Genomic DNA, 23,932 nt, shown 5'->3' on the forward strand with positions numbered 1-23,932 from the left:
CCCCCTACCTCCCCATCCCCCCACCTCTCTATTGTGTACTCGTAGAGCGAGGTTGAAGAAAATTGGTCAGCAGGTGATGGTGGGCGATCGCGTGGAGATTGAAGAGCCTGATTGGGCGGGGGGACGAGGTGCGATCGCGCAGGTTTTGCCTAGAGAAACGGAGCTCGATCGACCTCCGATCGCGAATGCCGATCAAATTATCTTGGTTTTTGCTTTAGCAGAACCAGATTTAGAGCCATTTCAATTGAGTAGATTTTTGGTGAAGGCGGAATCTACTGAGTTGGAGGTGAGTTTGTGTTTAAATAAATGCGATTTGGTGAGTTTAGAGGAGCAGAAAGAGTGGCGCGATCGCTTATCTGCTTGGGGTTATGAACCAATATTTATTAGTGTTGCTGATGGCAGTGGCTTAGATGAATTGACTGCTAAATTAAGCAATAAAATTACGGTGTTGGCAGGGCCTTCTGGGGTAGGAAAAACCAGTTTAATTAATTATTTAATTCCTGGTATTGGACAGCGTGTAGGGGAAGTTTCGGGGAAATTAAGTAAGGGAAGACATACGACTCGGCACGTTGAATTATTTGAATTACCAAAGGGCGGTTATTTAGCAGATACTCCGGGTTTTAATCAGCCGGATCTTGATTGTAGTCCAGAAGAATTAACACAGTATTTTCCTGAAATTAGAGAGCGTTTGGCTGAAAATTATTGTCAGTTTAGTGATTGTTTACATGGTGATGAGCCTAATTGTGCGGTGCGGGGAGATTGGGAGAGATATGAGCATTATTTGGAGTTTTTGGAAGGTGCGATCGAACGTCAAGAACATTTAAATCAACAATCCGATCCTGATGCAGTTATGAAAATGAAAACTAAACGCAAAGGTGGGAGTCAATATGAACCGAGATTAGAAGCGAAGAAATATCGACGGACTTCGCGCAAAACTCAACAACAAAAGTTGTTAGAGTTGTATGAGGATACGGATATTTGATACTCAAGTCGGGTTGATTAATCTCTTTTTTTGAACCGCAAAGGACGCAAAGAACGCGAAGAGAAGAGAAAGAAAAGAGATTAGCTAATGAACTGATGTGAGAGCCGAATTATAAAAAAATTCCAATATTTTAGCCTTTCTAAGGTTGAGGTATTTCTAAATCTTTGCAAATCTTCCTAGCAAGAACGTCAACAATCTCGGTATGCCTGGGAATAACAGATGTTTTGCGATTCAATGGGTTATAGTAAACGGTATGTTTTTTACCTTCACGAAGAAACAAGCAACCGTTTAATTCTAAATATTGAATGAGTTCTCTTCGTTTCACTAAATGTTCACCTTGATCTGTTCGCGGATTACATCTTTACCAGAAAGTTCTCTTTCAGCTAGTTCGCGGTTAGATATTAGGATTAATTCTATAGCTTCTTGTAAACTTTCTCTTGCTTCTTCCAAGGTTTTTTCCTGTACATTGGCACCGGATAACTCTTCAACATAGCCAATATACCAGTCGTCTACTTTTTCAAAGATTGCAGTAAATGTGTTTGACATAATTTTGATTAATTTAAATCGGATAATTTAATTTTCTCTACGGCAATAAAGCCTTGTGTCTTTTTAAATTTCATTCGATGAACAAAGTTGCTCATTGAGTCTGACGGATCTAGGTTTTCAAAATTTAGCTTTTCAAAGGTATCTCTAGGAATTGCAACTGAAAGAACAGTCTTTTCCTCCAAATTTCCAGTCTGACTATTTAAAAATTCACCTACAGCAGTAACTATTACTAGCTGAATTGGCAAAAGAGCAAACAATTCTCTCGCAACCCGCAATACACAGCCACAAATATAATCCTGATATATTTCATAAAATTGACCTTTCGGCATCTTCTTCTGCGAAAGTTTTCCACTTTTTAACAGGCTCTTGACTTCTGAAGGTATTACCTGTTCACTATTAACTTCAATTGTAGCTTCAATCGTTGATTTATTAGGAACTTTAAATTCAAAAGATGAGCCTAAATCACTGATATCTTCAAAAGGCTCTGTCTGTTCAATTGCCTCTATATAAGCTTGAGAAACACCCCGAATTATTTTTTCAGCTATTTCAATGGTAATTTCCCAATCTTGATATTCTTCAGTATATTCTTGAAGCTCATCTTGATATTGCCTTTCATCAGTTTCTTTTGCTTGTTCTACTGCCTTGATTAAAGAATTCCGTTTAGATTCTACCCGTCTGAACAATTTATCACACAAACTTGGCTTAAATCCATCTAAGTTAGCTTGAGCCTCTTTTTGATTTTCATGTAGTCTTTCAGGTTTAGTAGGTGGAGGAGATGATTGAATCATTTTCCAATCCCAAACTTCACCACATTCCTTGTGAATAGAAAGAAGGCAGTCTATCTGGTTTTCATAAACTTCGACTTCATATTTAGCTCGTTCCAATTCTTGCATTTTTGCAAGTTCCTTCTCTCGTTTTGCAAGTTCGCGTCTGTAACGTTCAACTTCACGCACTCTTCGACGCTGGTCTGCTTCAGCACGAGCTTGAGTACGACGACGGTTTGCTTGAGCACGACGACAACTAGCTTGGAATTCACGCCAAGCTTTGCGGTATTTGCGGTTAGAAGCTTCTTGCTCTTTTTGGAAATAAACCATAATGACACCCTTTGTCAGTGTTGATATTTTATCTAGTCATAGCACCTTCAAGCTTGGCATTTTATTCTTTATCATACCTCTGTAATTTCTCTTATTTAATCTAGGTAGCTGTAACACCTTCCAATTCTTCATCTGTTAAATCATACAAATCCCGCAATTTTTGCAACTTATCTTTACTTGGTTGCCAAAAACCACGCCCATTTGCTTCTAACATTCTGCCGATAATATTGCGGAAAGCTTCGGGATTTGCTTTGCGTAATTTCTCTGCCATTTCTGCATCTAAAGCATAAGTTTCCGCAGCTTGATCGTAAACCCAATCATCAGTAAAATCAGCAGTACCACCCCAACCAATTAACGCTGTCATCCGTTGGGAAATTTCATAAGCACCACCACTACCTTGATCTGCCATTGCTTCTGCCCATTTGGGATTTAATAATTTCGTGCGATACTCCATTCGCAGCAATTCTTCTAAATTGCGGGGAGTTGTATCTTTAGAAAAACTTTCCACAAAACTCGCACTAACCTTTTTTCCTCGTTGTTTTTCCGCCGCTTTTTTCAATCCGCCAGTGTTAGCGTAATATTCCTGAATGTCAGTTAAACCATATTCAACAGAATCGATTTGTTGCACAACTCTTTCTGTTGTTTGCAATAATTGATTGAGAATTTCGGTTCGCGCTTCACCTTTATCTTTTCTGCCAAAACTGAAAGCATTTCGCCCTTGCCAAGTGTTCGCTAATTCATCGCCTGTTTCCCAATTTGAAGCAGTAACTTGATCATTTACTAGCGAACCATAATCACCCGCAGGATTAGAAAATAAGCGTGCAGTGGCATTTTTTACACCTTGTTTTTTCAATGCTAAAGCGTGTTTGCGAATAAAGTTTTGCTCTTCTGGTTCATCTACTTCAGCTGCACGTTGAAACAAATCATCTAAAAGTTCGATAATATTCACAAAACTATCGCGGAAAATACCGGAGAGATTTGCTAATACATCTATTCTGGGATGTCCGACTTCTGCTAATGGTTTTAATTCATAACGAACTATTCGCCCAGTACCTTCTTTTATTGGTTCAGCACCTACTAATTCTAAGAGAATTCCTAGAGATTCACCTTTAGTTTTAATGGCATCTAAACCCCACAACATTACCGCTATTGTTTCGGGATATTGTCCATTTTCTTTGAGGTTTTGAGCGATGATTTTTTGACCAATTTCTCGCCCTCGTTCATAAGCAGCAGGTGAGGGCATTCTGTAAGGATCTAAAGCATGAATATTTCTGCCAGTTGGTAAAACTCCCGCACCATCTCTTAATAAATCACCACCAGGCGCAGGAGGAATATACTCACCATTTAATCCCCGCAATAAATTAGTTAATTCATCAGTTGTTTGCATCAATAAATCACGAATTTGATTTGTGTCCGTTGTGACGACTTCAGTCGTTTTCTCCCCAAAATAAGCATTTAAATAAGCTGCCATTTCTTCTTCGTTTGGTGGTTCTCCCAAAACGTGCAAACCAGAAGAAAAGAGGCGATTTTCCAAAACTTGCAGGTATTCGTAAAGCTTCACCAAATAATGATTAAAAACATCGGCGCTAAACATTCTGACATTTTCGGGAGTAAAGGCAATTCCTAATTTTTTGGCTTCTTCCAATGGGCAATCTGCATCTAAACCAGTATCGACAATCTTTTTACAAATTGCTTCTTTGAGGAGGTAATTCTTTTGCGGATCTTCCCGATATTCGGAGATTAAATCGCGCAAATTGACTAATTCTTTGTACAACCCTGCACGCCCATAAGGGGGAACGTTGTGAGAAATTAGTACGCCGTAACCGCGCCGTTTAGCTAACATTGATTCGGAGGGATTGTTAGCAGCATATATATATAGATGGGGGAGGTTTCCTAAGAGAATATCTGACCAAGAATAACCTGTGTTTCCTAATGGCGATCCGGGCAACCATTCTACTGTGCCGTGCATTCCGAAATGTACGATCGCATCCGCCTCAAATTCATTTTGCAACCATTTATAAAAAGCTGCATACTGCGGATGGGGAGTTAAATCTTTCTCAAACATTAACCGCATTGGATCGCCGGAAATCCCTAAAGGCGGTTGTACACCAATCCAAATATTTCCTAATTGTACTCCGCCAATTTGATATTCGTCTTCATAAGTTTTTATTCCGGTTTCAGTGAGAGATTTCCATTGTTTTTCAATGCGACTTGTTAACAGATATCCCAACCATTTTTCTAAAGTACTGACATGAACTTTATTAGCTTGATTAAATTCTTCACGGCTTACTTTTTCGGTATCTGCTTCTTTCACTAAGTTAATTAATTCTTCGCCGTCTTCGGGAATTTCTCCGACTTGATAACCTTGTTCTTTCAGTGCGTTGAGGAAGTTAATTAAACTTTTCGGAACGTTCAATAATGCAGCGGTTCCTACTGCGCCATATCCGGGCGGAAAACCATATAAAATGATGACGATTTTCCGTTCTGATGGGGGTTTTTGCCGTAAATCAATCCATTTTTTCAGTCTTCCGGTGAGGCGTTTTACTCTTTCGGGAATCAGGTAAATGTCTTCTCCGACTAAACCGCCAAGGGGTACAGGATCGATCGCCCCATCCAACTCAGGAAGCGCGTACAAAACTACACTTTGTAATCCACCAACTCCTTGACGAGTCCAAGAATGAATGTCTTGAATTAACAATGGTGCTGATACAATATAAGGTACATTCTTCGCCGTTAAAATGCGTTTTGCTACCTCTACTTGTCGTCCTGCTTCCATTGAACCAGCAGGCCCACCAACTAACGGAAAACCTATAGTAGAAACAATAGCATCGACTTTTACTGCTTCCTCTGATAAGGAAGGAGTTTCGATTTTTTCCTGCTTTCTTTGAGCGGTTTCATAAGCGGTAGTCATCCAATCTCTTACCGCAACATGACCTTCTACGCCGTTAATAAAAATTGGTAAAGGTGTTAATCCTGCTTTTTCAAATTCTCTAATTAATTGGGGAATGTAAGGTTGTTTGGTAATAACGTGCTTGCGATAAAGTAAGATTCCTACAACTGGTTTTGTATTTGTAGGACAGGCATCTTGCCTGTCACTATTATCTATTGACAGGCAAGATGCCTGTCCTACGGATGATATGGATGCGGATGATATGGATGCCTGTCCTACAAGATACCAATCAAGATATTTTTTAGGTGATTCAAAATATCCTTGGTAATCTGGGTGTAATAAACCCATGTTTGGAGTTTCGATTGGTGGAGGAATTTCACCAACTTTTAAACCTAAATATTTTTCTGCTATTGTCCAAAACATTGCGGAAACATTTTCGGTTCCGCCAGCATTCCAATAACCGTAAATAATTAACCAGTTGCGTAAGTCTTGGACTTTTTGCACTGGCACATATTTTAATAATTTTGGCCCTACTTTTAAAAAGCTAATGTAACCTGCAAGTTTATCTTCTTCTTTTCCGTTGCTGAATTTGTCTAAAATAAATTTAACTGGTTTGGGCATTCCTTTGGGTTTGTCGCCAATTTTGAAAGCGCCAATTTGAGTTAAACTCATTAATTCTAATGCTGACTCGAAAACTAAGCGAATGGGAATGTGTTTAACTCTTTCTTGTAACCATAAAACTTGGTCATAATCAAATATTAAACTGCCAAAAAAGACCTCTGCCCCTTGTAATGCTGCTTCTACTTTATCGGGTTCGGTGGTGAGGGCGCGATCGCTAAACACCCGAATGTCCAACTCAGGACAGCGTGCAACAGCTAATTGGGCAGCTTTGCGGTACAAATCAGCGTTGAAAGATTCAAACCCAGCAATTAGAACTATGCTTTTCATGACTCAAGCTAAAAACTTTCTTCATATTTCGATCATAAAGGCATTATCAGGTTAAAACAGATAAAGAGTCGAAAATTTGCCATGAGATGTCCAAAAATTCTTTTGATTGTTCTGATTAGTGTAGTTGCCCCCAACTTACCATTAATTAATGAATTTAGTTTTGCTCAAACATCTACCGATCAAAAGGCAGAAGCTACTCGGTTACTTGAGCGGGGCATGGTGCTACTAAACGATCGGGAAAAATATCAAGAGGCTTTACAAATTTTACAACAAGCTTTGGTGATTTTTCGTGCAATTCAAGATAAAAGTGGAGAAGCAAAAGCTTTACAAGGAATTGGCGTAGTTTATTTAAGTTTAAACGATTATAAAAAAGCGATCGAATATCAACAACAAAGTTTAACTTTGGCACGTTCGGCAAAGGAACAAATTATAGAATATCAATCTTTAGGAAGTTTAGGTCATGCTTACTTTTCTTTGGGTGAATATGCAAAAGCGATCGAATTTTATCAACAACAAATGGTTGTAGGGCAACAATCTGGGTTAGGGCCAGAAGGAGCATTACTCAATTTAGGGCTACTTCATTTAACCATCAAAGATTATCCTAAAGCCATAAATTACTACGAACAAATGTTAGCTTTAACAAAGCAAAAAAATGACTGTTTAGGAGAAGAGATAGCTCTCAATGAATTAGGCACTGCTCTATTTCTTTCTGGTCAATTAGCAGCAGCCGAAAAGCGTTTTTGGAATGCTATTAATATTGTAGAATATTTAGTGAATAGTCTTGGTGCTAATGATAGCAACAAAATTGATGGTTTCAACATTCTGAGAGAAGCATATCGAATTCAACAACAAGTTTTAATTGCCGAAAATAAAGCCGAAGCAGCTTTAGAACTTTCGGAAAGAGCTAGAGCGAGGGCTTTTGCACAATTGCTAACTCGTCGTTTATTAACTAACGAAATTGAACAAACAGATCGCTCTTTCATGCGAATACCAATTTGTCCAAATACACCAGATTCAGCATTAGTTAATTATCCCACAATCCGCCAAGTTAGACCATCTGCTTCTGATGCTGCTTTAGCTGTTCCTCCCCTGACAATTGACCAAATTAAACAAATTGCTAAAACCGAAAATGCTACTTTAGTTGAATATTCAATTATTCACGAACCTTTTAGAACTAATAGACTCAAAGAACCACCGGAATCAGAATTATTTATTTGGGTAATTAAACCTTCTGGTGAGGTTACATTTAGAAAGAGTAATTTAAAAGTTTTATTACAGCAAAATAAACTTAGTTTAGAAGATATCGTTAACCAAAGTCGGAGTGCGATCGGTGTAAGAGGAAGAGGCTTGGTAGTAGCTTCGAGAGCAACAAATTATAGCGAAACCAATCAATCTAACCAATTAAAGGAACTACATCAAATACTAATTAAACCAATTGCAGATTTACTCCCAACCAATCCCACAGAAAGAGTAATTTTTGTGCCTCAAGGCGCACTGTTTCTAGTTCCTTTTGCAGCATTACAAGACGAAACAGGTAAGTATTTAATAGAAAAACATACTATTCTGATAACTCCGTCAATTCAAGTATTAGAATTAACCCGTAAACAACGGCAAAAAGTATCAGGGAAAGAGATTTTAATAGTTGGTAATCCAACAATGCCAACTATACCAAGTGAAGCGGGAAACCCACCAGAAAAGTTAGAAAGTTTACCAGGTGCGGAAGCGGAAGCAAAAGCGATCGCATCTCTATTTCACACTCAGGCTATTATTGGTAGTCAAGCAACTAAATCGACCATTTTATCTAAAATTTCTCAAGCTAAAATTATCCATTTGGCTACTCATGGCTTACTTGATGATTTTGAGGGTTTAGGAATACCAGGAGCATTAGCACTCGCGCCTTCAGGTAATGATAATGGTTTATTAACAGCATCAGAAATTTTAGATTTGAAAATTAATTCTGAGTTAGTAGTTTTAAGTGCTTGTGACACAGGAAAAGGTAAAATTACAGGTGATGGAGTAGTTGGTTTATCTCGTTCTTTAATCGCATCTGGCGCACCCAGTATTATTGTTTCTTTATGGTCTGTTCCTGATGCTCCCACAGCTACATTAATGGAGAATTTTTATGTTAATTTACAGCAAAAATTTGATAAAGCCCAAGCTTTACGCCAAGCTATGCTTAATACCATGAAACAGCATCCTAATCCTAAAGATTGGGCAGCATTTACCCTAATCGGTACGGCAGAATGATAAGATTGAAAATCGAAGATTCGTCCTAAATATTAGAATAGGAGATATTACAAAAAAATCCCGATCTCCTTCTGTCTATCAGGAAGAATGTAGTGTGCTAGAAAATTAATTGTGTAACTACCACTTCAATTTTGATTTAACTTGACTAGTCAAATAATGAAATTCTCAACAGCCATGCAATTTGTCAAAATTAGCCTACCCATAGCAATTTTCGCTTCGCTAGCACTTGTTTCTAGTTGTTCTTCAACTAATAATTCCCAGAAAGTAGAAGCTCAAACAGCGCCAACTGCAACTTCAACAATCTCAGCAGCAACTCAATCAGATTCTAGTAAAAAAGCTGCATCTCCAGCAAATTCTGTCAATTCTAATGTAGTTCCAGAAGTTGCTTTGGCAAATCATTTAAAACAGAAAGGTGCCAAAATGTATGCTACTTTTTGGTGTACAGTTTGTAATTGGCAAGAGCGACAATTTGGTACTGAAGCAGAGAAAATTCTTAAAGAAAATATTCGCATTGAATGTGACCCTCGTGGGAAAAATCCTCAAACCGAACTTTGTGACAAAATCAATATTAGAGCTTTACCAACCTGGCAAATTAATGGCAAATTATACGAAGGTGGTATTCCCTTAACAGAACTCGCTGATATTTCTGGTTATTCTGGTCCTCGCAACTTTAAAACTTCAAGAAATTAGTATATGACTCTCAGCAAATGGTTCGCGGAAAAATTAACTAAACCTAAATCTTATGGTTGGTACTTATTTGGATTATTGTTTGGGTTCACATTTCTTGTAATCTTAGCTAGTAAATTTTTCAGTGAAAATGGCATCTCAGAAACGATCGACAATTTTGTTCTCGGAATAGGCGATCGCTATCAGCAATGGTTTTCCGAACAAAATACCAATAATCCCTTAGTTTTATTTTCCCTCTCATTTGCTGGGGGTTTAATTGCCAGTATTTCACCTTGCATTCTCTCCCTACTTCCCATCAATCTCACCTACATTGGTACTCGTGAAATTAAATCTCGTTGGGATGCTTTTGGCAAAGCTGGAGCATTTGTTTTAGGTGTAGTAACAATGCTCAGTTTATTTGGAATATTATCTTCCTTTGCCACAATTATTTTACTTAAATATCGAGGCTTTGTTCAGTTAACAGTAGGCGCGATCGTTATTTTAATGGCACTTTCACTATTAGGAATTATCCGCTTACCCTTACCCAAAACTAATTTTAAAATTCCGATTGCTGGGGCGTATGGTGTTGGTTTAACCTTCGCTTTAGTCAGTTCTCCTTGCACCAGTCCCATCATGTTTGCCGTGTTAGCTGCCGCCTCTGCCACAGGTTCACAAATGCAAACTACATTAGCAATGGTTTGTTATGCCATAGGTTACACCGCAGTAATTTTCTTTGCCAGTTTGTTCGCAGGTTTAGCAAAACAAACTCGCGGTTTATTGAAATATTCCGAAAAAATTACTCACCTTGGAAGTTTGGCTTTAATAATAATCGGTGCATACTATTTAATTGATGGAATTAGTTGGATTGTTTCCACGATCAAGCATTAAATTGTTGTCTCTACGACTAAAGTCAGGACTATACAGACAAAACCTGCCTCCGCAGGTTTTAAAGGAAGTCCGCGTAGGCGGACTTTGTTTGTATAGTCGCGGTTTTAACCGCCAGATTCTTTTCCCAAGTTGAAACGTGGTAAAAAATTCCTATTTAAATGTAAGTGATAGGATATGCAGCAACAGCAATTAGATGTAATCGTAATCGGTAGTGGCATTGGCGGGTTAACCGCAGCCGCTTTACTGGCGCGTTATGGCAAAAAAGTCCTAGTTTGTGAAAGTCATGCCATAGCGGGTGGCGCAGCGCACAGTTTCTCCCGTCGAGGTTTTCATTTCGATTCTGGCCCATCTTTTTACTGTGGTTTAAATAACCCAAAAAGTCTGAATCCCTTGCGGCAAGTTTTAGCGGTTTTAGGCGAATCTTTACCCACAATTAGTTACGATCCTTTAGGGCATTATCATTTTCCTGAATGCACTTTTCCGGTTTATAGTAATTCGGAACGTTACCGAGAGGAATTAGCGAAAATTACGCCGCAAGGTGCGATCGAATTATCCAGATTTGAAAAACGTTTGCTATCTCTCTATGAAGCTTTAAAAGATATCCCCACCATAGCTTTAAGGGCAGATTTACAAATGATTCCGGTTTTGTTGGTCAAATATTTACCTTGTTTATTCAAATTATTACCACAATTAGGAATTATTCAAGGTTCCGTTGGTAAGGTAATGAATCAAGAAATAACAGACCCTTGGGTGAGAAGATTAATTGATTTGGAATGTTTTTTACTTTCAGGGTTAAAAGCTGAAGGAACGATCGCCCCAGAAGTCGCTTTTATGTTGGGAGAACGTAACAATATTGGGGTTGATTATCCTATTGGCGGGAGTGGGGCAATTATTGATGCTTTGCTCAGAGGTTTAGAACGCTGGGGCGGTAAAATTAAATTAAATGCTCATGTTGAGCAAATACTTTTAGAATCGGGTAAAGTTTGCGGTGTTAAATTACAAAATGGGGAAATTATTAAAGCAGGGATTGTCATTTCTAACGCGACTATTTGGGATACTTACAATAAGTTATTGCGTCCTGAAGATTTACCAGCAGATTATCGGCAACAATCCCTGCAAACTCCCGCCGTTGATAGCTTTATGCACCTACATTTAGGGATTCGTGCAGCAGGTTTGGAAAATTTAACTGGACATCATGTAGTTGTTCACGATAGTAATAAAGATATTACTGAACCTGGTAATACTTGTATGATTTCTATTCCCTCAGTTTGGGATGCAAATTTAGCACCAGAGGGACATCATGTGGTTCATGCTTATACTTTGGAACCTTATGCAAATTGGCAGAGAAATCAGAGTTATTTAGAGAGGAAAAAAGAGCGATCGCAATCACTATTCTCCGCGTTAGAAAAAATCATTCCCGATCTGCGCGATCGCATCGTTTTAGAACTTATTGGTACACCGCTAACTCACAGCTATTACTTACGTCGATATCAGGGAACTTATGGCCCAGCAATTGCCGCTGGTAAAGGCACATTTCCCAGTTTTAATACTCCTATTTCTGGATTATATCGCGTTGGTGATAGTACTTTACCGGGAATTGGTGTTCCTGCTGTTGCTGCTTCCGGGATTTTATGTGCCAATACTTTAGTCTCTCCGCAAGAAACTGCTGAGTTATTGGCTGGAATTAAAATCTAATTCAAATAGAATCTTCCTATTAGCAATACAACCAAAGGTTGAGTTAATAATTCTGCCTTCTCTACCCGTAGGGTGCGTATAGCCTTCGGCATTTAAGAAAAACGAAAGTGTAACGCACCATTTTCTACTTAAGAAACCTTGATTAACTAGCAGCCGAAATTTCTTTTTCCAACTTGCTTTTAGCCTCTTGAAACTCCTTAGCAAGTTCCTTCATTTCTTGTTCATCCATGCTATCACTTACCGAGGGTAAAATTTCGCTTTCTTCTTCCTCTACGTGATGCTGAACTGCCTCTTTTAATTCCTCAATTTTAGCTTTGAACTCAGGATCGCTAGGACTCATAGATTTAATTTCTTCCAGTAATTCCTTAGCTTCAGTATGTTCCTCTTCAGCTTCCTCTACCATGTCATGAGTTTCATCGTAATTCCGCATACTTGGGTAGAGGGTTAACTCTTCAACTTTCGCGTGCAAAGTTAACTCAGTGTAAAGTTGGTCAAACAATTTTTGCATTTTTTTGGAGTCTTTAGCCTTCTCCATTTCTGAGAACAAAGACTCAACTTTGCGATGGTCAGATTTGATTAATTCAATAACATTCATTGCTGTTTCTCCCTGAAAATAAAGGTATTAACAAAAATCCCACCAACTGTAATATCGTTTACACAAATTATTGAGAGAAATTGGTAAAGGCGGGTTTTGCCTTATTATTGGAATACCCAGAAATAAAATTGAAATCAAAACCCGCCCATTCCAAAGGTCTGTAACAAACATTTAGGTAATCGATATAAGATAGTGGGAAAACCAATTTGTTAAATGACCAAGTAATTACTTCTTAGCAGCAAATTCATCTTGAATCTTGCTCTTAGCTGATTTGAATTCGCTAGCTAATTGTTCGCGTTCTTTTTCATTCAAGTTGTTGCCAATTGCTGCGAACATGGTGCTTTCTTCCTGACGGATATGATCGCCTACTGCACCCATCAGTTGTTTAATTTTCTCTTTGAACTGAGAATTAGCAGGACTAATTGACTTAATTTCATTCAACATTCGCTCCATTTCTGCTTGTTCATCAAACAGTTCTTGGGTGTTGTCATTACCGTAGAAGGGGCGAACTTTTGGATAGACAACTTGTTCTTCTGCTTTGGCGTGTGCCAACAAATCTTTGTACATTTGACCGAATAATTCTTCCAGTTTGGAAACATCTTCAGTCGCACCCATTTCGGTGTAAATTGTATTTACCTTGTTGTGATCTAATCTGATTAGATCGCGGATATCCATGTCTTGTTTATCAGAGTTTTGGGTAACGGCACTACCAAATACACCTGATAAAGCGGCGACTGCATCTTGCACTCTTCCCCAAAGTCCTTGTTCTGGTTCTTTGCCAGTTAATTCGCGAGTACCAAGAAGCTCAATTACTCCTTTGAGTTGTTCTTGATGAGCGCGATTTTCAAAGTTAATCGTGTTTAAAGGACCGATCGCAACTGCAACATCAGCACCCACAACTTGAGAGCATTTGTGAATTAAAAGCCCAGCCATTACTTGCTTATGCTTTAATAGTTCGTGCTGTCCTACTTTCTGGAATAATTTTAATTCCGAACCTGACATTAATTGTTGAACTTGTTCAACAAATTTTTTGGTGATATCGCGAGGTTCGCCTTTGACACCATACTGCACCAATACAGTTTCCAAGACACCCATATTCTTTTGATCGTCAGCCAGCATCTTTTGGAAGCGATCGCGAATATCAGAGTCAGAAACTTCGGAAATAAATTTTTGCTCATTAGCAATCAGCAACTTTTGCAGTTCTGCCATATCTGCCAATTCAGTAGCAATAGCAGAACGTTTTACATCATCTAAACTCTTTACCATCTCGTGTTTCCTCTTCAGTAATTATGGAATTAGTCCATACCTTGAGAATGTCATAGGATTTACACTTAATTCATCCTTCTCTCGACCGATCAAAATACTGATTAGTAATAAACTAATACACCTATTATTAATCAATAAATAGGAAAATCTAGAAAGCATCTCTTTAGCTTCCTAGATTTAACTTAGCTTGTTGCGTAGCTTGTTAAGGTTATTTCATGGCAGACATTTGATCTTGCAATTTGCTCTTAGCAGCTTTGAACTCACTCGCCATTTGTTGCTGTTGTGCGTTGCTGAAATTATCCCGAATTTTGGCGAACATTTCATTTTCTTCTTGATTAATATGATGGCGAGTCATCTGTGCTAACTGCTTAACTTGATCTTTGAACATAGGCGAAGCCGGACTCAAAGACTTAATTTGATTGAGCATTCTTTCTTGTTCAGCTTGCTCTTGATACAAATCTTCTGTCTTTTGGTAATAAGCACGCACTGCTGGGTAAACAACTTGTTCTTCTGCCTTAGCGTGCGCTGTCAAATCTTTGTAAAGTTGACCAAAGAATTCTTGTGCTTTTTGGGGATCTTTTGCACCTTCAATTTCCATGAATAAGGTGTTAGCTTTGGCATGATCCATGCGAATAATTTGCTCAATTGTCATATCAGACATATCAGAATTTTGGGTGAGCACGCTACCCGCAACACCAGAGAAAGCAGCGATCGCATCTTGCACTCTCGCCCAAATACCTTGATCGGGATCTTTTCCAGTCAATTCCCGCACGCCCAAAACTTCTAAAATACCTTTCAATTGTTCTTGGTGCGCCCGATTTTCAAAATTGATGGTATTTAAAGGAGTAATTGCCGCTTCAACATCAGCACCCACAACTTGTGCTGCTTTATGAACTAACAATCCCTTCATTACTTGAGCGTGTTTCAAAAGTTCATGCTGAGAGAACTTTTCATAAAGAGATAACTCAGAACCTTGCATCAATTTCTGAGTTTTTTCAATCAGTTCTTGAGTCGTTTGTTTCGGCTCTGCTTTGACACCGTATTGAACAATTACTGTATCCAATATGCCCAGATTTTTCTGGTCATCATTCAGCATATCCCGGATTCGCTTGCAGATTTCTTGATCTCCGCAAGCATTCAACAGCATTTGCTCGTTGCTAATCAACAAATTTTGCAGTGCTTTCATATCTGCTAACTTAGTAGCAATAGCAGTGCGTTTGGTGTCGTCAAGAGTCGATACCATGATGTTCTCCTTCGTGTCTATTCTCTTAAAATCGTCAAACTTATCTAGTTTGATCCTGCAATAGTAAAACAGCAATTACATCTCTCTTTTGACGGAGTTAAACCCGATAAAATTATCTTAAACCTCTGATTATGGTTAATAATAAATATTTTTAATGTTTTTAACATTACATTTTCTATACATCATAAAAAACCCTAATATTTGCTTCGTATTCTACTTAGAGATAGATAAAATTTATCTATCATCTACTTCGTGAGATAGATACACTTTTTTTCCTAATGAGATAGATTGAAGCTGTAGCATTCCCTGTATAGAAAGGGATAAAAACGAAGAAATTTATCCTCAGAAAATTGGCGACTGAGATATGTTGTCTTGCCAAAGCAATTTCTGATAGTCAAACATTGATTAGTGCAGCACGGAAGAAATAAGGATACAGCTAAAAACAAGTGGAAAAGCTTTGTGTTAGCCTTCTTTTCTTCTGCCTTCTTGCGCTTGCGAAAAACTGAATTTAAGCGAACCAAACAACTTTAGAGGAATATGACACAAACTCCAAATCTTCCCCCACTAATTGAAAGCCATCAATCAGAATATCAAGATAGCGGTGTCACTAGTACAGTTGCGATCGCAGGACATCCAATTCATCCGGTAATTGTCACTTTACCAATTGCTTTTTTGGTGGCTGTACCAGTCTGCGATCTAGTTTATTTTTGGACAAAAGATTTGTTTTGGGCAAGAGGTGCTTTTTGGCTATTAGCGGCTGGAGTAGTAATAGGTTTATTAGCAGCCGCAACAGGATTAATGGACTTTCTAGGCATAGAAAGAGTCCGCAAACGTACCGCAGGTTGGGCACACATGATCATCAACATTGTGGTTTTAGCATTATCAGCCGTTAACTTAATATTGCGTTGGGGAAATGTCGCAGGAGCAGTTATACCCACAGGATTAGTTATTTCTATTATTGTGGCATTGCTGCTCGGTCTTTCTGGTTGGTACGGTGGTGAATTAGTATATCGACACAAAATAGCTGTAATTGGCTATACCGATCGCAATCAATCATAACTCAATCAAAAGATCTCATCAGTACAATTTGCCTCTTCAAAAAAATACACCTATCTGAGGGATAATAAAACTCAGATAGGTTTTTGTTTGGAAAATAGAGGTAAAAAATTGAGCTATAACAAAAGCAAAATCCGTCGATTAACTATAATTTCACTATTAATTGTTACACCATTAGGCTTTTTGACTAAATTTTATCATGGCCCTGCCCAATCTTGGATTAGCGATTATGCTGGCGATATTCTCTACCAAATTTTTTGGTGTTTAATGCTCTTTTTCTTCTTTCCCACTTATTCAGCAATCAAACAAATTCCCATTGGGGTTTTCACAGTTAATAGTATCATCGAATTCCTCCAACTTTGGAAACCACCATTTTTAGAAGGAGTTCGCTATACCTTTTTAGGAAGAATGACACTAGGAACCCAATTTGATTGGCAAGACTTTGTTTATTATATAATAGGCAGTTTTCTTGGTTGGTTGTGGTTGCGTCAACTTTGGCGGCAAGGAAAAGAGCATGAAAAAACAAGTTAAAGTTAAACCAAACTCTAAACAGCAAAAAATTCAAGAAGAGGCTGACGGTAGCTTAACCGTACATTTAAAATCACCACCAGTTGACGGCAAAGCCAATGAAGAATTAATTAAACTATTAGCAAAAAAGTTTAACGTCTCCAAATCTCAAATTACAATTAAATCAGGTCTATCCTCAAAAACAAAATTAGTAGAAATAGACACTGATATTTAAATTTTTTTGCTATACTTGTTGTGTGATACTGATATGTTTTGGCTGTGCTTGTACTCGCTGTATCCAAGCCTGAATAGCCGGAAATTCTGATAAATCAAAACCTCCTTCATCAGCCACATGAGTATAAGCAAACAAAGCAATATCAGCAATAGTATAACGTTCACCTACAAAATATTGATGTTCAGTTAAATGCTGTTCCATTACTTTTAATGCAGCCTCACCCCCGGCTCTTTTTTGATTCAGAGCTTCCCGGTATTCTTCAGCTTTTCCTAAAATAGAAATCCAATATCGAGAAGTAGCAATATAAGGTTCGTGGCTGTACTGTTCAAAAAATAACCATTGCAACACTTGAGCCTTTTCAAAAGAGTCTGTTGGCAAAAAATCAGTCCCCTCGCTCAAATAAAAAAGGATGGCATTTGATTCTGCTAAAAATTGCCCCGGTTCTATTTCTAAAACTGGAGTTCTCCCATTAGGATTTTTCGTTAAAAACTCAGGAGTTCGACTTTCCCCTTTCAGAATGTCAACTTCTATTCTTTGAAAAGGAATATCTAATTGAGTTAACAAAACTCTGAGCTTGTAGCAGTTACCTGAAGAGAAAAACTCGTACAATTTATACATTAACAATTCCCCGAATTTTATGTGTGGCAGATACAGTTTTACCCAATTAGCTGAAGCTATAACTGACAAGTTTCAAGTGAAAGAAGTTCCTCCTCTTTCTCCCAGATACAACATCGCGCCAACTCAACAAATAGCAACAGTTTCAGTAAATTCAGAAAGTTGCGATCGCCAATTTAAAATGTTACGTTGGGGTTTAATTCCCAGTTGGGCGAAAGATGCGAAAATGGGAGCAAAATTAATTAACGCTAGAGGCGAAACAGTTGCCGAAAAACCAGCTTTTCGTTCAGCTTTTAAAAAGCGACGCTGTTTGATTTTAGCTGACGGTTTTTATGAATGGCAGACTCAAAATGGGGAAAAACAACCCTTTTATTTCCGCTTAGAAAATGGCGAATCTTTTGCCTTTGCGGGTTTGTGGGAACATTGGGAAAAAGGGGAGGGTGAACCAATAGAAACTTGTACAATTATTACTACAGAAGCCAATGAATTAATGCGTCCGATTCATGAACGAATGCCTGTAATTCTTGACTCAAAAAACTACGAGCAATGGTTAAATCCAGAAACTAAAAAAATTGAATTGTTACAATCTTTTCTTCAACCCTACCCCTCAGAAGAAATGACCGCTTATCCTGTCAGTACAAAAGTAAATAGCCCGAAAAACGATCGCGCAGAATGTATTCAACCTATCTAAGTTGATAACCACAACGAGAGCAAAACTTATCTTGTGTACTTACTTGATTCCCGCATTGAGTACAAAAGCCATCTTTTGCTGGGTTTCCTGTTCCCATCGGCGGCATTTTTAACTCCATATTTCCCATTCGCATTTGCATTGTTGGCGACATTTGCATTTCCATATCACCCATTCGCAGCGGTTCCATTGGTTTCATAGGTTCCATAGGTTTCATGGGTTCAATTGGTTGCATCGGTGGCATAGAAGGCATTGTCGATGTGGGATTTGTTTCGGTTTGTTGCAGGGGAATATTTTCTGCATTACTCAAAGAAGGAGTTTCATTTAGACTACTCATTCCATTAGTTTGCAAACGCACAAAGTAATTACCTGCTTGGGTTTTAATTTGCAAAATTACCCCTGATGCAGTGCGAAACAAAGCTGGCGGTTTTACCCAAGAACCTGTGGAAAAACTGTTGCTTTGACTTTGTTGTTGTCCTGGACTACTGCTGAAAAGTGTGACGATCGTTTGCGTTCCCTGATTTTCAACGTAAACTTGTTGTCCACTACCCAGGTTGCCTAAGTAAGTAATCATATTCGCAACCAAAAGACAGACTAATATATAGTGTAAAACAGTTTTCCACATAATTACTTAAGAGGAAATACTCGATGGAGGGACGATCGCCTATCTTCCCGCAAATTATTTATAATAAATAGCTTTTCTTTACAAAAAGATGTTTTTCGCAACAACTCACTAATAACGCAAGTTGCTAGTTATTAATTCTTTCTTGTTCTCCCCTTGAGTAAGGAGAGTTAGGAGGGATCTAACGCTGTGATTACTAGGTTTTGATCCCCCCAACCCCCCTTAATAAGGGGGGCTAAGAAACGAGTCAGACTTGTAACTAGCAACTTGAGTTAATAGACCGTTGATTCCTGTGTCAGTTAGGAAACTGTCCATATCTTTAGCTGCAAATCCGCTAACAAAACCTCTATTTACAGTTAATAGCCTTTGATTTATTGCACCCAATTAACAAACTGTCACTACAAATTTATTAAGAGCAAGAACTAATTAGAAGATCGAAAACATAACAGATTAAGCAAAAATTTTATCCTTGTTTCAGGAGAGATTATGCAACAACCACTTAACAAACAAAAAGATACAACAGCTTGGATTATTCAAGTTTGGCTATCATTTGTTCTTTCTCTTTCCGCCACCTCCGTCGGGATAATTTATTTACCTGTAGATGGTTGGGTAAAAGGTTATATGGGAATGGGTTTACTATTTTCTATTGGTTCTACTTTTACCTTAGCTAAAACCACTAGAGATAATCATGAAGCCGCAAAACTAACAGCGAGAATTGACGAAGCAAGAGTCGAAAAAATCTTAACTGAACATCATCCACTCAAGTAATCTTAATCTTTAATTAATACCAATTCACGAAATTTAATGATACTTATTTGCTAGGGGCGGGTTTTGTTGAAAATTTGACGATCGGTAGGCTAAGATATCGGCTAAATCCGCCCCTACAATTTATTTGGATCGACCTTAAAGTGAAATGGTATAACGCATCCTACAGTTGAGCGATCGGGCTATTTCCTTCAAGTTTGGATGATTGATCTAGACAAAGTAACTTGGTATAATTGGGAAATTTTATCAGGCAAAGCTGCTGATTAAATCGACGCAGCAAGGAACTTATATGTCTACTCAAGAAAAATACAGATTAGTAACTAGAAGCGACTTTGATGGACTGGTGTGTGCAGTGCTCCTGAAGGAACTAGATACCATTGATGAGATTAAGTTTGTCCATCCCAAAGATATGCAAGATGGCAAAATTGAAATTAGCGATCGTGATATTACCACCAATTTACCCTACGTCAGCGGAGTCCATCTCGCCTTCGATCACCACCTGAGCGAAACTATCAGAAATCAAGAAATTCAATCCAATCATATTATCGACCCAAATGCCCCCTCAGCGGCAAGGGTAGTTTATAACTATTTTGGCGGACAAGAAAGATTTGCCAATATTTCCACTGAAATGCTATTAGCAGTAGATAAAGCTGATTCGGCTCAATTTACCGAAGCAGAAGTTTTAAATCCCGAAGGTTGGGTACTCTTAAACTTTTTGATGGATGCCCGAACAGGATTAGGCAGATTTAGAGATTTTAGAATTTCTAATTATCAATTAATGATGCAGTTAATTGATTGCTGTAAAAATCAAACTATTGACCAAATCTTAGAAGTCCCAGATGTTAAAGAAAGGGCAGAAGTATATTTTTCCCAACAAGCAGAATTTAAAAAGCAAATTGAAAGATGTTCTAAGGTTTATGACAACTTAGTTGTTATAGACTTGCGCCCAGAAGAAGTAATTTATGCAGGCAACAGATTTATGATTTATGCCCTTTTTCCTGAGTGCAATATCTCCATCCATGTTTTGTGGGGCGTGAAACAGCAAAATACTGTCTTTGCCGTCGGAAAATCAATTTTTAACCGCAGTTCTAAAACCAATATCGGAGAATTAATGTTGACTTATGGCGGCGGGGGACACGCTAATGCCGGAACTTGTCAGGTAGCCCATGAAGACGCTTCTAAAACCTTGGAAGAATTAATAGTTAAAATTAATGCCGATGGTTAAAATTAGCGATTCTACTCGTTACCAGGCTGTAGCTTGGTAACGCTGAACTTTTCCATCTTCTTTTTATCACTCTCATCGCTAGAAAAGAATCATCCAGATACTTTTCGGAAACCTCGTAACCAACGATAGGGATAATAGAAAGGAATAAGTAAAGGATGGGGAATTTGGTAACGCTGCTGCATATAAGCGCGACTAGGAAATAATGTATCCCAAGCGATATGTAAACGAGTCAGCCAATCTTTTGCACCTGCTAAATCATCAAATAAACGTAAAGCCATTGTTTGATGTTGCCAAGAATAAGCTCTAACTTCTTCCCAAGAAGGTTTTAAAGTGGCTAATTGCGATCGCACATTTACCGGAATTTCCGCTTTCCATTCATCAGCTACCCGTAGCAAAATTTGTTGTACTGATAATACTAATTTGTAAGTTTGTGCTTTACTAATAACTAAATCCCAATCTATTGCTGTGGGGGAAAAGGCGATCGCCTCAGCAATATCATGCAACCAAAGTAAACTCTTTCCCCCATGATGCAACATTAAATGAGCACATAAATAAACAATTTGCGCTTCATTACCTAAAATAAAAGCTGGAGCATCACTAAGTTTAGTTGGTATAGCCGTTTCCCAAAACCAATCAGTTAAAAAAGTCCGTTGATAATAAACCGGGCTAACTAATTTCCAATGCAAATCTAGATTAATATCTATTAATCCCTGCTTCACATGAATTTCTTCATTGCGAAACTCTTCATTAAACCCAGATTGCATTTCCACACCCGCAAGCTGATAACCCAAATTCGCCACAATTTCTCGAACAATTGCTAAATCTTCCGGGTGAATTAATAAATCCAAATCTACCATTTTTCTAGCAGCAATATCCCCGTAAACTTTTTCCGCCAAAGCTGCACCTTTAAGGACAATGACATCTACTCCAACATCTGCCAAACTTTGCAACACCTTACCCAATTCTCGCAGCAATAAAGTATTGCGACAAGCATTTTGATAATAGGCATTTCGCCATTCTATTTGTACATTTTCCGGCAACCAATCTTCATTTCGCAAAATTCGATAAAGCAGCGGAGTCAAAGCTTCACTATAGACAAATTTGCTTAAATTATCCCAATCTAAATCACTATTTTTTGCTATTTCTCGCGCCACTTGCAAAGCTGTTTTATCCCATCTGCCCCGTAAAATTAAAGTGATTAATGATTGGGGATTAGTGATTGGAGAGGTAGAGCTAATGACTAATGAGGGAAAATTTAAAGAAGTTTTAAGTTTTGGTTTTAAGTTTTTCATTAACTTTTAATTTACCTGCATTTGAGTTTTCCAAGATTGAGCATAACGACACCCAAGAGCTAATAACTCATCATGACACCCCGATTCTACAATTTCACCATCTGACATAACATGAATGATGTCAGCACGTCTAGCAATAGTAAAGCGATGGGTAATAATAATAGCAGTTCTGCCCTTAGCTAATTGGCAAAATCGCTCCAACCAATCTGCTTCAGCCCAAGAATCCATTGCGCTAGTTGGCTCATCTAAAATAATTAAAGGAGCCTGACGCAGAAAAGCTCTTGCTAAAGCAATTCGTTGCCATTCACCGCCGCTAAGTTCCACGCCACCTGTAAATAATTTACCCAAAAGTGTATTGTAATTTTCAGGTAAACGATCAATAATTTCTGCGGCACCCGCAGCTTCGGCAGCATTAGCTATTTCCGGTAATTTGGCTGTAGCTAATAAGTCACCAAGAGCAATATTTTCAGCAACAGAAGCATTATAATCAACAGGTTGTTGAAATAAAACAGTAATTAATCTGCGTAAGTTTTGAATTGGCAAATCACGTAAGTCAATCCCATCCCAAGTTATTCTTCCTTGTTGCGGATCGTACAAGCGACAAAGCAGTTTTAGCAAGGTACTTTTACCCGCACCATTAGCGCCGACTATTGCGACAATTTTGCCCGCAGGAATAGTTAAATTGAAGTTTTCTAAAGCTGCTTTGTTGCTACCTGGATACCAGAAAGAAACGTTTTCAAAATTAATTTTTTGGGTTAAGTTTTTGGGGGTTAACTTTGGGTTATGAGGCTCTATTACTTGAGGTGATAATTCTAAAAACTCGAAAAGATTGCCTAAAAATAACATATTACTGTAAACTTGACCTAAGTTTTGGAGCAAACTTCGCATTAATGTTTGACCTTGGTTAAAAGCTTGGTAAAATAATGCTAAATCTCCTAAAGTTACTCGTTTTTGCAAAACTTGCCACACCATCCAAGTTAAAGCAAGGGCGGTAATTAAAAGTGCGATCGCACCAGCACCCAAATTCGCCAAACTTTCATTTTTTGCTAAGTTAACTTTTTCGGCACGTAACTTGCGCCGTAAACTCTGATAAGCAGATTGAAAATAATCGCCTAATTCAAAAATTCTTAATTCCGCTGCTGAATCTTTATCCGTCAATAACCAATAGTAATACCAGCTACGTCTTTCATCAGCAGTTGCTTTTAACCACCAGTTATAATTCTGTTTACTGTAATTTAAAATCACTGCAAAAGCGGGTAAAGTACTAATTAATAATGCCGCAGGTATCCAAATCCCAAATTGGGTTAAAACTGCTGCCATTGCGATTAAAGTAATGCCATTTTGTACCAAACTTCCGCTATTTTCTAATAACGCAGTTGGACGGAAAGACGCATCTTGTCTGGCGCGGTGTAGGCGATCGTAATATTCCGCCGATTCATAAAAAGCAAAATCAACTTCCAGCGACTTTTTATGAATCAAATAACTAATATAATCTTTAACTAATTCTGATTGAACGGTACGCACCCAACTTAAGAAACTTCCCAAAACTTGAGTTAATAATAAAACTCCCCCCATTAAAGCAACTAAAATTAGAACTGGGAACACATTTTCCCTGGTAGCACCAACATTTAAAGCAGCTACCAAACCATCAACTAACTGCTGAGTTAAATAAACTGTTGCAACTGGTAACAACCCCTGAATAATTAACAAAATCGCCCAAATAATTGTCCAGTTTCTTGCAGCTTGCCAAACTAAATTAAAAGCCTTGACTAAATAGGGAAACTGATTAAAACCATTTTTTGCTTTCTGCTTCAAAAAGCTAAATTTTCTCATAAAATAACATTAAGTTTGTTGTAGCGACTTCAGT

The 23,932-nt window shown here is 38.1% G+C and carries 22 protein-coding genes; 11 read left to right on the top strand and 11 right to left on the bottom strand.

The window, feature by feature from the left end:
* A partial coding sequence (gene rsgA / locus IQ264_RS16620) for a small ribosomal subunit biogenesis GTPase RsgA (RefSeq protein ID WP_193981913.1) occupies positions 1-982 on the top strand: 982 nt, incomplete at its 5' end.
* A 139-nt stretch (positions 983-1,121) separates the two neighbouring features.
* On the opposite strand, the gene IQ264_RS33005 is transcribed toward rsgA, so the two are convergent.
* The 4 genes from IQ264_RS33005 to bchH form a co-directional block, all read right to left on the bottom strand.
* Entirely contained in the window at positions 1,122-1,307 is a 186-nt protein-coding gene (locus tag IQ264_RS33005; RefSeq protein WP_322744718.1) for a type II toxin-antitoxin system HicA family toxin, read from the bottom strand.
* Positions 1,307-1,528, bottom strand: a complete 222-nt coding sequence (locus IQ264_RS16625) for a type II toxin-antitoxin system HicB family antitoxin (protein ID WP_193981914.1) — start codon at positions 1,526-1,528, stop codon at positions 1,307-1,309. Before IQ264_RS16625 ends, IQ264_RS33005 begins: the two co-directional genes overlap by 1 nt.
* Positions 1,529-1,536: 8 nt before the next feature.
* A complete protein-coding gene (locus IQ264_RS16630) occupies positions 1,537-2,622 on the bottom strand; it encodes a hypothetical protein (protein WP_228061595.1) in 1,086 nt (361 codons plus the stop codon).
* 100 nt (positions 2,623-2,722) lie between these two features.
* The gene (gene bchH / locus IQ264_RS16635) at positions 2,723-6,460 is read right to left on the bottom strand and encodes a magnesium chelatase subunit H (protein WP_193981915.1); all 3,738 of its coding nucleotides are present in this window, start codon (positions 6,458-6,460) and stop codon (positions 2,723-2,725) included.
* A gap of 81 nt (positions 6,461-6,541) precedes the next feature.
* Here bchH and IQ264_RS16640 point away from each other — a divergent pair, with 81 nt between their 5' ends.
* The 4 genes from IQ264_RS16640 to IQ264_RS16655 all read left to right on the top strand — a co-directional run bounded on the left by IQ264_RS16640 (position 6,542) and on the right by IQ264_RS16655 (position 11,956).
* Positions 6,542-8,707 (top strand): CHAT domain-containing protein, encoded by a 2,166-nt coding sequence (locus IQ264_RS16640; RefSeq protein WP_193981916.1) that lies wholly within the window; start codon positions 6,542-6,544, stop codon positions 8,705-8,707.
* Between the two features lie 156 nt (positions 8,708-8,863).
* Positions 8,864-9,397, top strand: coding sequence for a hypothetical protein (locus IQ264_RS16645; RefSeq protein WP_193981917.1), 534 nt, complete (start codon positions 8,864-8,866; stop codon positions 9,395-9,397).
* A gap of 3 nt (positions 9,398-9,400) precedes the next feature.
* Entirely contained in the window at positions 9,401-10,261 is an 861-nt protein-coding gene (locus IQ264_RS16650) for a cytochrome c biogenesis protein CcdA (RefSeq protein WP_193981918.1), read from the top strand.
* Positions 10,262-10,435: 174 nt separating this feature from the next.
* Complete coding sequence (locus tag IQ264_RS16655) at positions 10,436-11,956, top strand: phytoene desaturase family protein (protein ID WP_193981919.1); 1,521 nt, start codon at positions 10,436-10,438, stop codon at positions 11,954-11,956.
* A gap of 142 nt (positions 11,957-12,098) precedes the next feature.
* On the opposite strand, the gene IQ264_RS16660 is transcribed toward IQ264_RS16655, so the two are convergent.
* From IQ264_RS16660 to IQ264_RS16670, 3 genes are all read right to left on the bottom strand, one after another.
* A complete protein-coding gene (locus IQ264_RS16660; protein ID WP_193981920.1) occupies positions 12,099-12,551 on the bottom strand; it encodes a hemerythrin domain-containing protein in 453 nt (150 codons plus the stop codon).
* Between the two features lie 225 nt (positions 12,552-12,776).
* Complete coding sequence (locus IQ264_RS16665; RefSeq protein ID WP_193981921.1) at positions 12,777-13,817, bottom strand: hemerythrin domain-containing protein; 1,041 nt, start codon at positions 13,815-13,817, stop codon at positions 12,777-12,779.
* 208 nt (positions 13,818-14,025) lie between these two features.
* The gene (locus IQ264_RS16670) at positions 14,026-15,060 is read right to left on the bottom strand and encodes a hemerythrin domain-containing protein (RefSeq protein WP_193981922.1); all 1,035 of its coding nucleotides are present in this window, start codon (positions 15,058-15,060) and stop codon (positions 14,026-14,028) included.
* A gap of 537 nt (positions 15,061-15,597) precedes the next feature.
* Between IQ264_RS16670 and IQ264_RS16675 the strand changes: the two genes are divergently transcribed.
* The 3 genes from IQ264_RS16675 (at position 15,598) to IQ264_RS16685 (ending at position 16,858) form a co-directional block, all read left to right on the top strand.
* Positions 15,598-16,119, top strand: coding sequence for a DUF2231 domain-containing protein (locus IQ264_RS16675; RefSeq protein ID WP_193981923.1), 522 nt, complete (start codon positions 15,598-15,600; stop codon positions 16,117-16,119).
* Between the two features lie 108 nt (positions 16,120-16,227).
* Positions 16,228-16,647 carry a DUF2809 domain-containing protein gene (locus IQ264_RS16680; RefSeq protein WP_228061596.1) on the top strand — a complete coding sequence of 140 codons (420 nt, stop codon included), beginning with the start codon at positions 16,228-16,230 and terminating at the stop codon, positions 16,645-16,647.
* Positions 16,631-16,858 (top strand): DUF167 domain-containing protein, encoded by a 228-nt coding sequence (locus IQ264_RS16685; RefSeq protein ID WP_193981924.1) that lies wholly within the window; start codon positions 16,631-16,633, stop codon positions 16,856-16,858. Before IQ264_RS16680 ends, IQ264_RS16685 begins: the two co-directional genes overlap by 17 nt.
* A 9-nt stretch (positions 16,859-16,867) precedes the next feature.
* On the opposite strand, the gene IQ264_RS16690 is transcribed toward IQ264_RS16685, so the two are convergent.
* Complete coding sequence (locus tag IQ264_RS16690) at positions 16,868-17,476, bottom strand: glutathione S-transferase family protein (protein WP_193981925.1); 609 nt, start codon at positions 17,474-17,476, stop codon at positions 16,868-16,870.
* Between the two features lie 19 nt (positions 17,477-17,495).
* Between IQ264_RS16690 and IQ264_RS16695 the strand changes: the two genes are divergently transcribed.
* Positions 17,496-18,164 carry an SOS response-associated peptidase gene (locus tag IQ264_RS16695; protein WP_193981926.1) on the top strand — a complete coding sequence of 223 codons (669 nt, stop codon included), beginning with the start codon at positions 17,496-17,498 and terminating at the stop codon, positions 18,162-18,164.
* Here the strand turns inward: IQ264_RS16695 and IQ264_RS16700 are convergent.
* A complete protein-coding gene (locus IQ264_RS16700; RefSeq protein ID WP_228061597.1) occupies positions 18,157-18,735 on the bottom strand; it encodes a zinc ribbon domain-containing protein in 579 nt (192 codons plus the stop codon). The genes IQ264_RS16695 and IQ264_RS16700 overlap by 8 nt on opposite strands.
* 534 nt (positions 18,736-19,269) lie before the next feature.
* Between IQ264_RS16700 and IQ264_RS16705 the strand changes: the two genes are divergently transcribed.
* Positions 19,270-19,551 (top strand): YiaA/YiaB family inner membrane protein, encoded by a 282-nt coding sequence (locus IQ264_RS16705; RefSeq protein WP_193981927.1) that lies wholly within the window; start codon positions 19,270-19,272, stop codon positions 19,549-19,551.
* A 286-nt stretch (positions 19,552-19,837) separates the two neighbouring features.
* Positions 19,838-20,773, top strand: coding sequence for an exopolyphosphatase (locus IQ264_RS16710; RefSeq protein ID WP_193981928.1), 936 nt, complete (start codon positions 19,838-19,840; stop codon positions 20,771-20,773).
* A gap of 89 nt (positions 20,774-20,862) precedes the next feature.
* On the opposite strand, the gene IQ264_RS16715 is transcribed toward IQ264_RS16710, so the two are convergent.
* Both IQ264_RS16715 and IQ264_RS16720 read right to left on the bottom strand, forming a co-directional pair.
* Positions 20,863-22,065, bottom strand: coding sequence for a nucleotidyltransferase family protein (locus IQ264_RS16715; RefSeq protein ID WP_193981929.1), 1,203 nt, complete (start codon positions 22,063-22,065; stop codon positions 20,863-20,865).
* A gap of 6 nt (positions 22,066-22,071) precedes the next feature.
* Positions 22,072-23,898: an ABC transporter ATP-binding protein gene (locus IQ264_RS16720; protein ID WP_193981930.1), complete on the bottom strand. Its 1,827-nt coding sequence runs from the start codon at positions 23,896-23,898 to the stop codon at positions 22,072-22,074.
* Between the last annotated feature and the right edge of the window lie 34 nt (positions 23,899-23,932).

Origin of the sequence: [Phormidium] sp. LEGE 05292 (assembly GCF_015207735.1) — a bacterium.
Lineage (GTDB): Bacteria > Cyanobacteriota > Cyanobacteriia > Cyanobacteriales > Aerosakkonemataceae > Floridanema.

What these genes read in the sequence shown, in the direction of transcription:
- IQ264_RS16625 (WP_193981914.1), bottom strand. Translation starts at nt 1,528, where the DNA reads ATGTCAAACACATTTACTGCAATCTTTGAAAAAGTAGACGACTGGTAT.
- IQ264_RS16630 (WP_228061595.1), bottom strand. Translation starts at nt 2,622, where the DNA reads ATGGTTTATTTCCAAAAAGAGCAAGAAGCTTCTAACCGCAAATACCGC.
- bchH (WP_193981915.1), bottom strand. Translation starts at nt 6,460, where the DNA reads ATGAAAAGCATAGTTCTAATTGCTGGGTTTGAATCTTTCAACGCTGAT.
- IQ264_RS16640 (WP_193981916.1), top strand. Translation starts at nt 6,542, where the DNA reads ATGAGATGTCCAAAAATTCTTTTGATTGTTCTGATTAGTGTAGTTGCC.
- IQ264_RS16645 (WP_193981917.1), top strand. Translation starts at nt 8,864, where the DNA reads ATGAAATTCTCAACAGCCATGCAATTTGTCAAAATTAGCCTACCCATA.
- IQ264_RS16650 (WP_193981918.1), top strand. Translation starts at nt 9,401, where the DNA reads ATGACTCTCAGCAAATGGTTCGCGGAAAAATTAACTAAACCTAAATCT.
- IQ264_RS16655 (WP_193981919.1), top strand. Translation starts at nt 10,436, where the DNA reads ATGCAGCAACAGCAATTAGATGTAATCGTAATCGGTAGTGGCATTGGC.
- IQ264_RS16660 (WP_193981920.1), bottom strand. Translation starts at nt 12,551, where the DNA reads ATGAATGTTATTGAATTAATCAAATCTGACCATCGCAAAGTTGAGTCT.
- IQ264_RS16665 (WP_193981921.1), bottom strand. Translation starts at nt 13,817, where the DNA reads ATGGTAAAGAGTTTAGATGATGTAAAACGTTCTGCTATTGCTACTGAA.
- IQ264_RS16670 (WP_193981922.1), bottom strand. Translation starts at nt 15,060, where the DNA reads ATGGTATCGACTCTTGACGACACCAAACGCACTGCTATTGCTACTAAG.
- IQ264_RS16675 (WP_193981923.1), top strand. Translation starts at nt 15,598, where the DNA reads ATGACACAAACTCCAAATCTTCCCCCACTAATTGAAAGCCATCAATCA.
- IQ264_RS16685 (WP_193981924.1), top strand. Translation starts at nt 16,631, where the DNA reads ATGAAAAAACAAGTTAAAGTTAAACCAAACTCTAAACAGCAAAAAATT.
- IQ264_RS16690 (WP_193981925.1), bottom strand. Translation starts at nt 17,476, where the DNA reads ATGTATAAATTGTACGAGTTTTTCTCTTCAGGTAACTGCTACAAGCTC.
- IQ264_RS16695 (WP_193981926.1), top strand. Translation starts at nt 17,496, where the DNA reads ATGTGTGGCAGATACAGTTTTACCCAATTAGCTGAAGCTATAACTGAC.
- IQ264_RS16700 (WP_228061597.1), bottom strand. Translation starts at nt 18,735, where the DNA reads ATGATTACTTACTTAGGCAACCTGGGTAGTGGACAACAAGTTTACGTT.
- IQ264_RS16705 (WP_193981927.1), top strand. Translation starts at nt 19,270, where the DNA reads ATGCAACAACCACTTAACAAACAAAAAGATACAACAGCTTGGATTATT.
- IQ264_RS16710 (WP_193981928.1), top strand. Translation starts at nt 19,838, where the DNA reads ATGTCTACTCAAGAAAAATACAGATTAGTAACTAGAAGCGACTTTGAT.
- IQ264_RS16715 (WP_193981929.1), bottom strand. Translation starts at nt 22,065, where the DNA reads ATGAAAAACTTAAAACCAAAACTTAAAACTTCTTTAAATTTTCCCTCA.
- IQ264_RS16720 (WP_193981930.1), bottom strand. Translation starts at nt 23,898, where the DNA reads ATGAGAAAATTTAGCTTTTTGAAGCAGAAAGCAAAAAATGGTTTTAAT.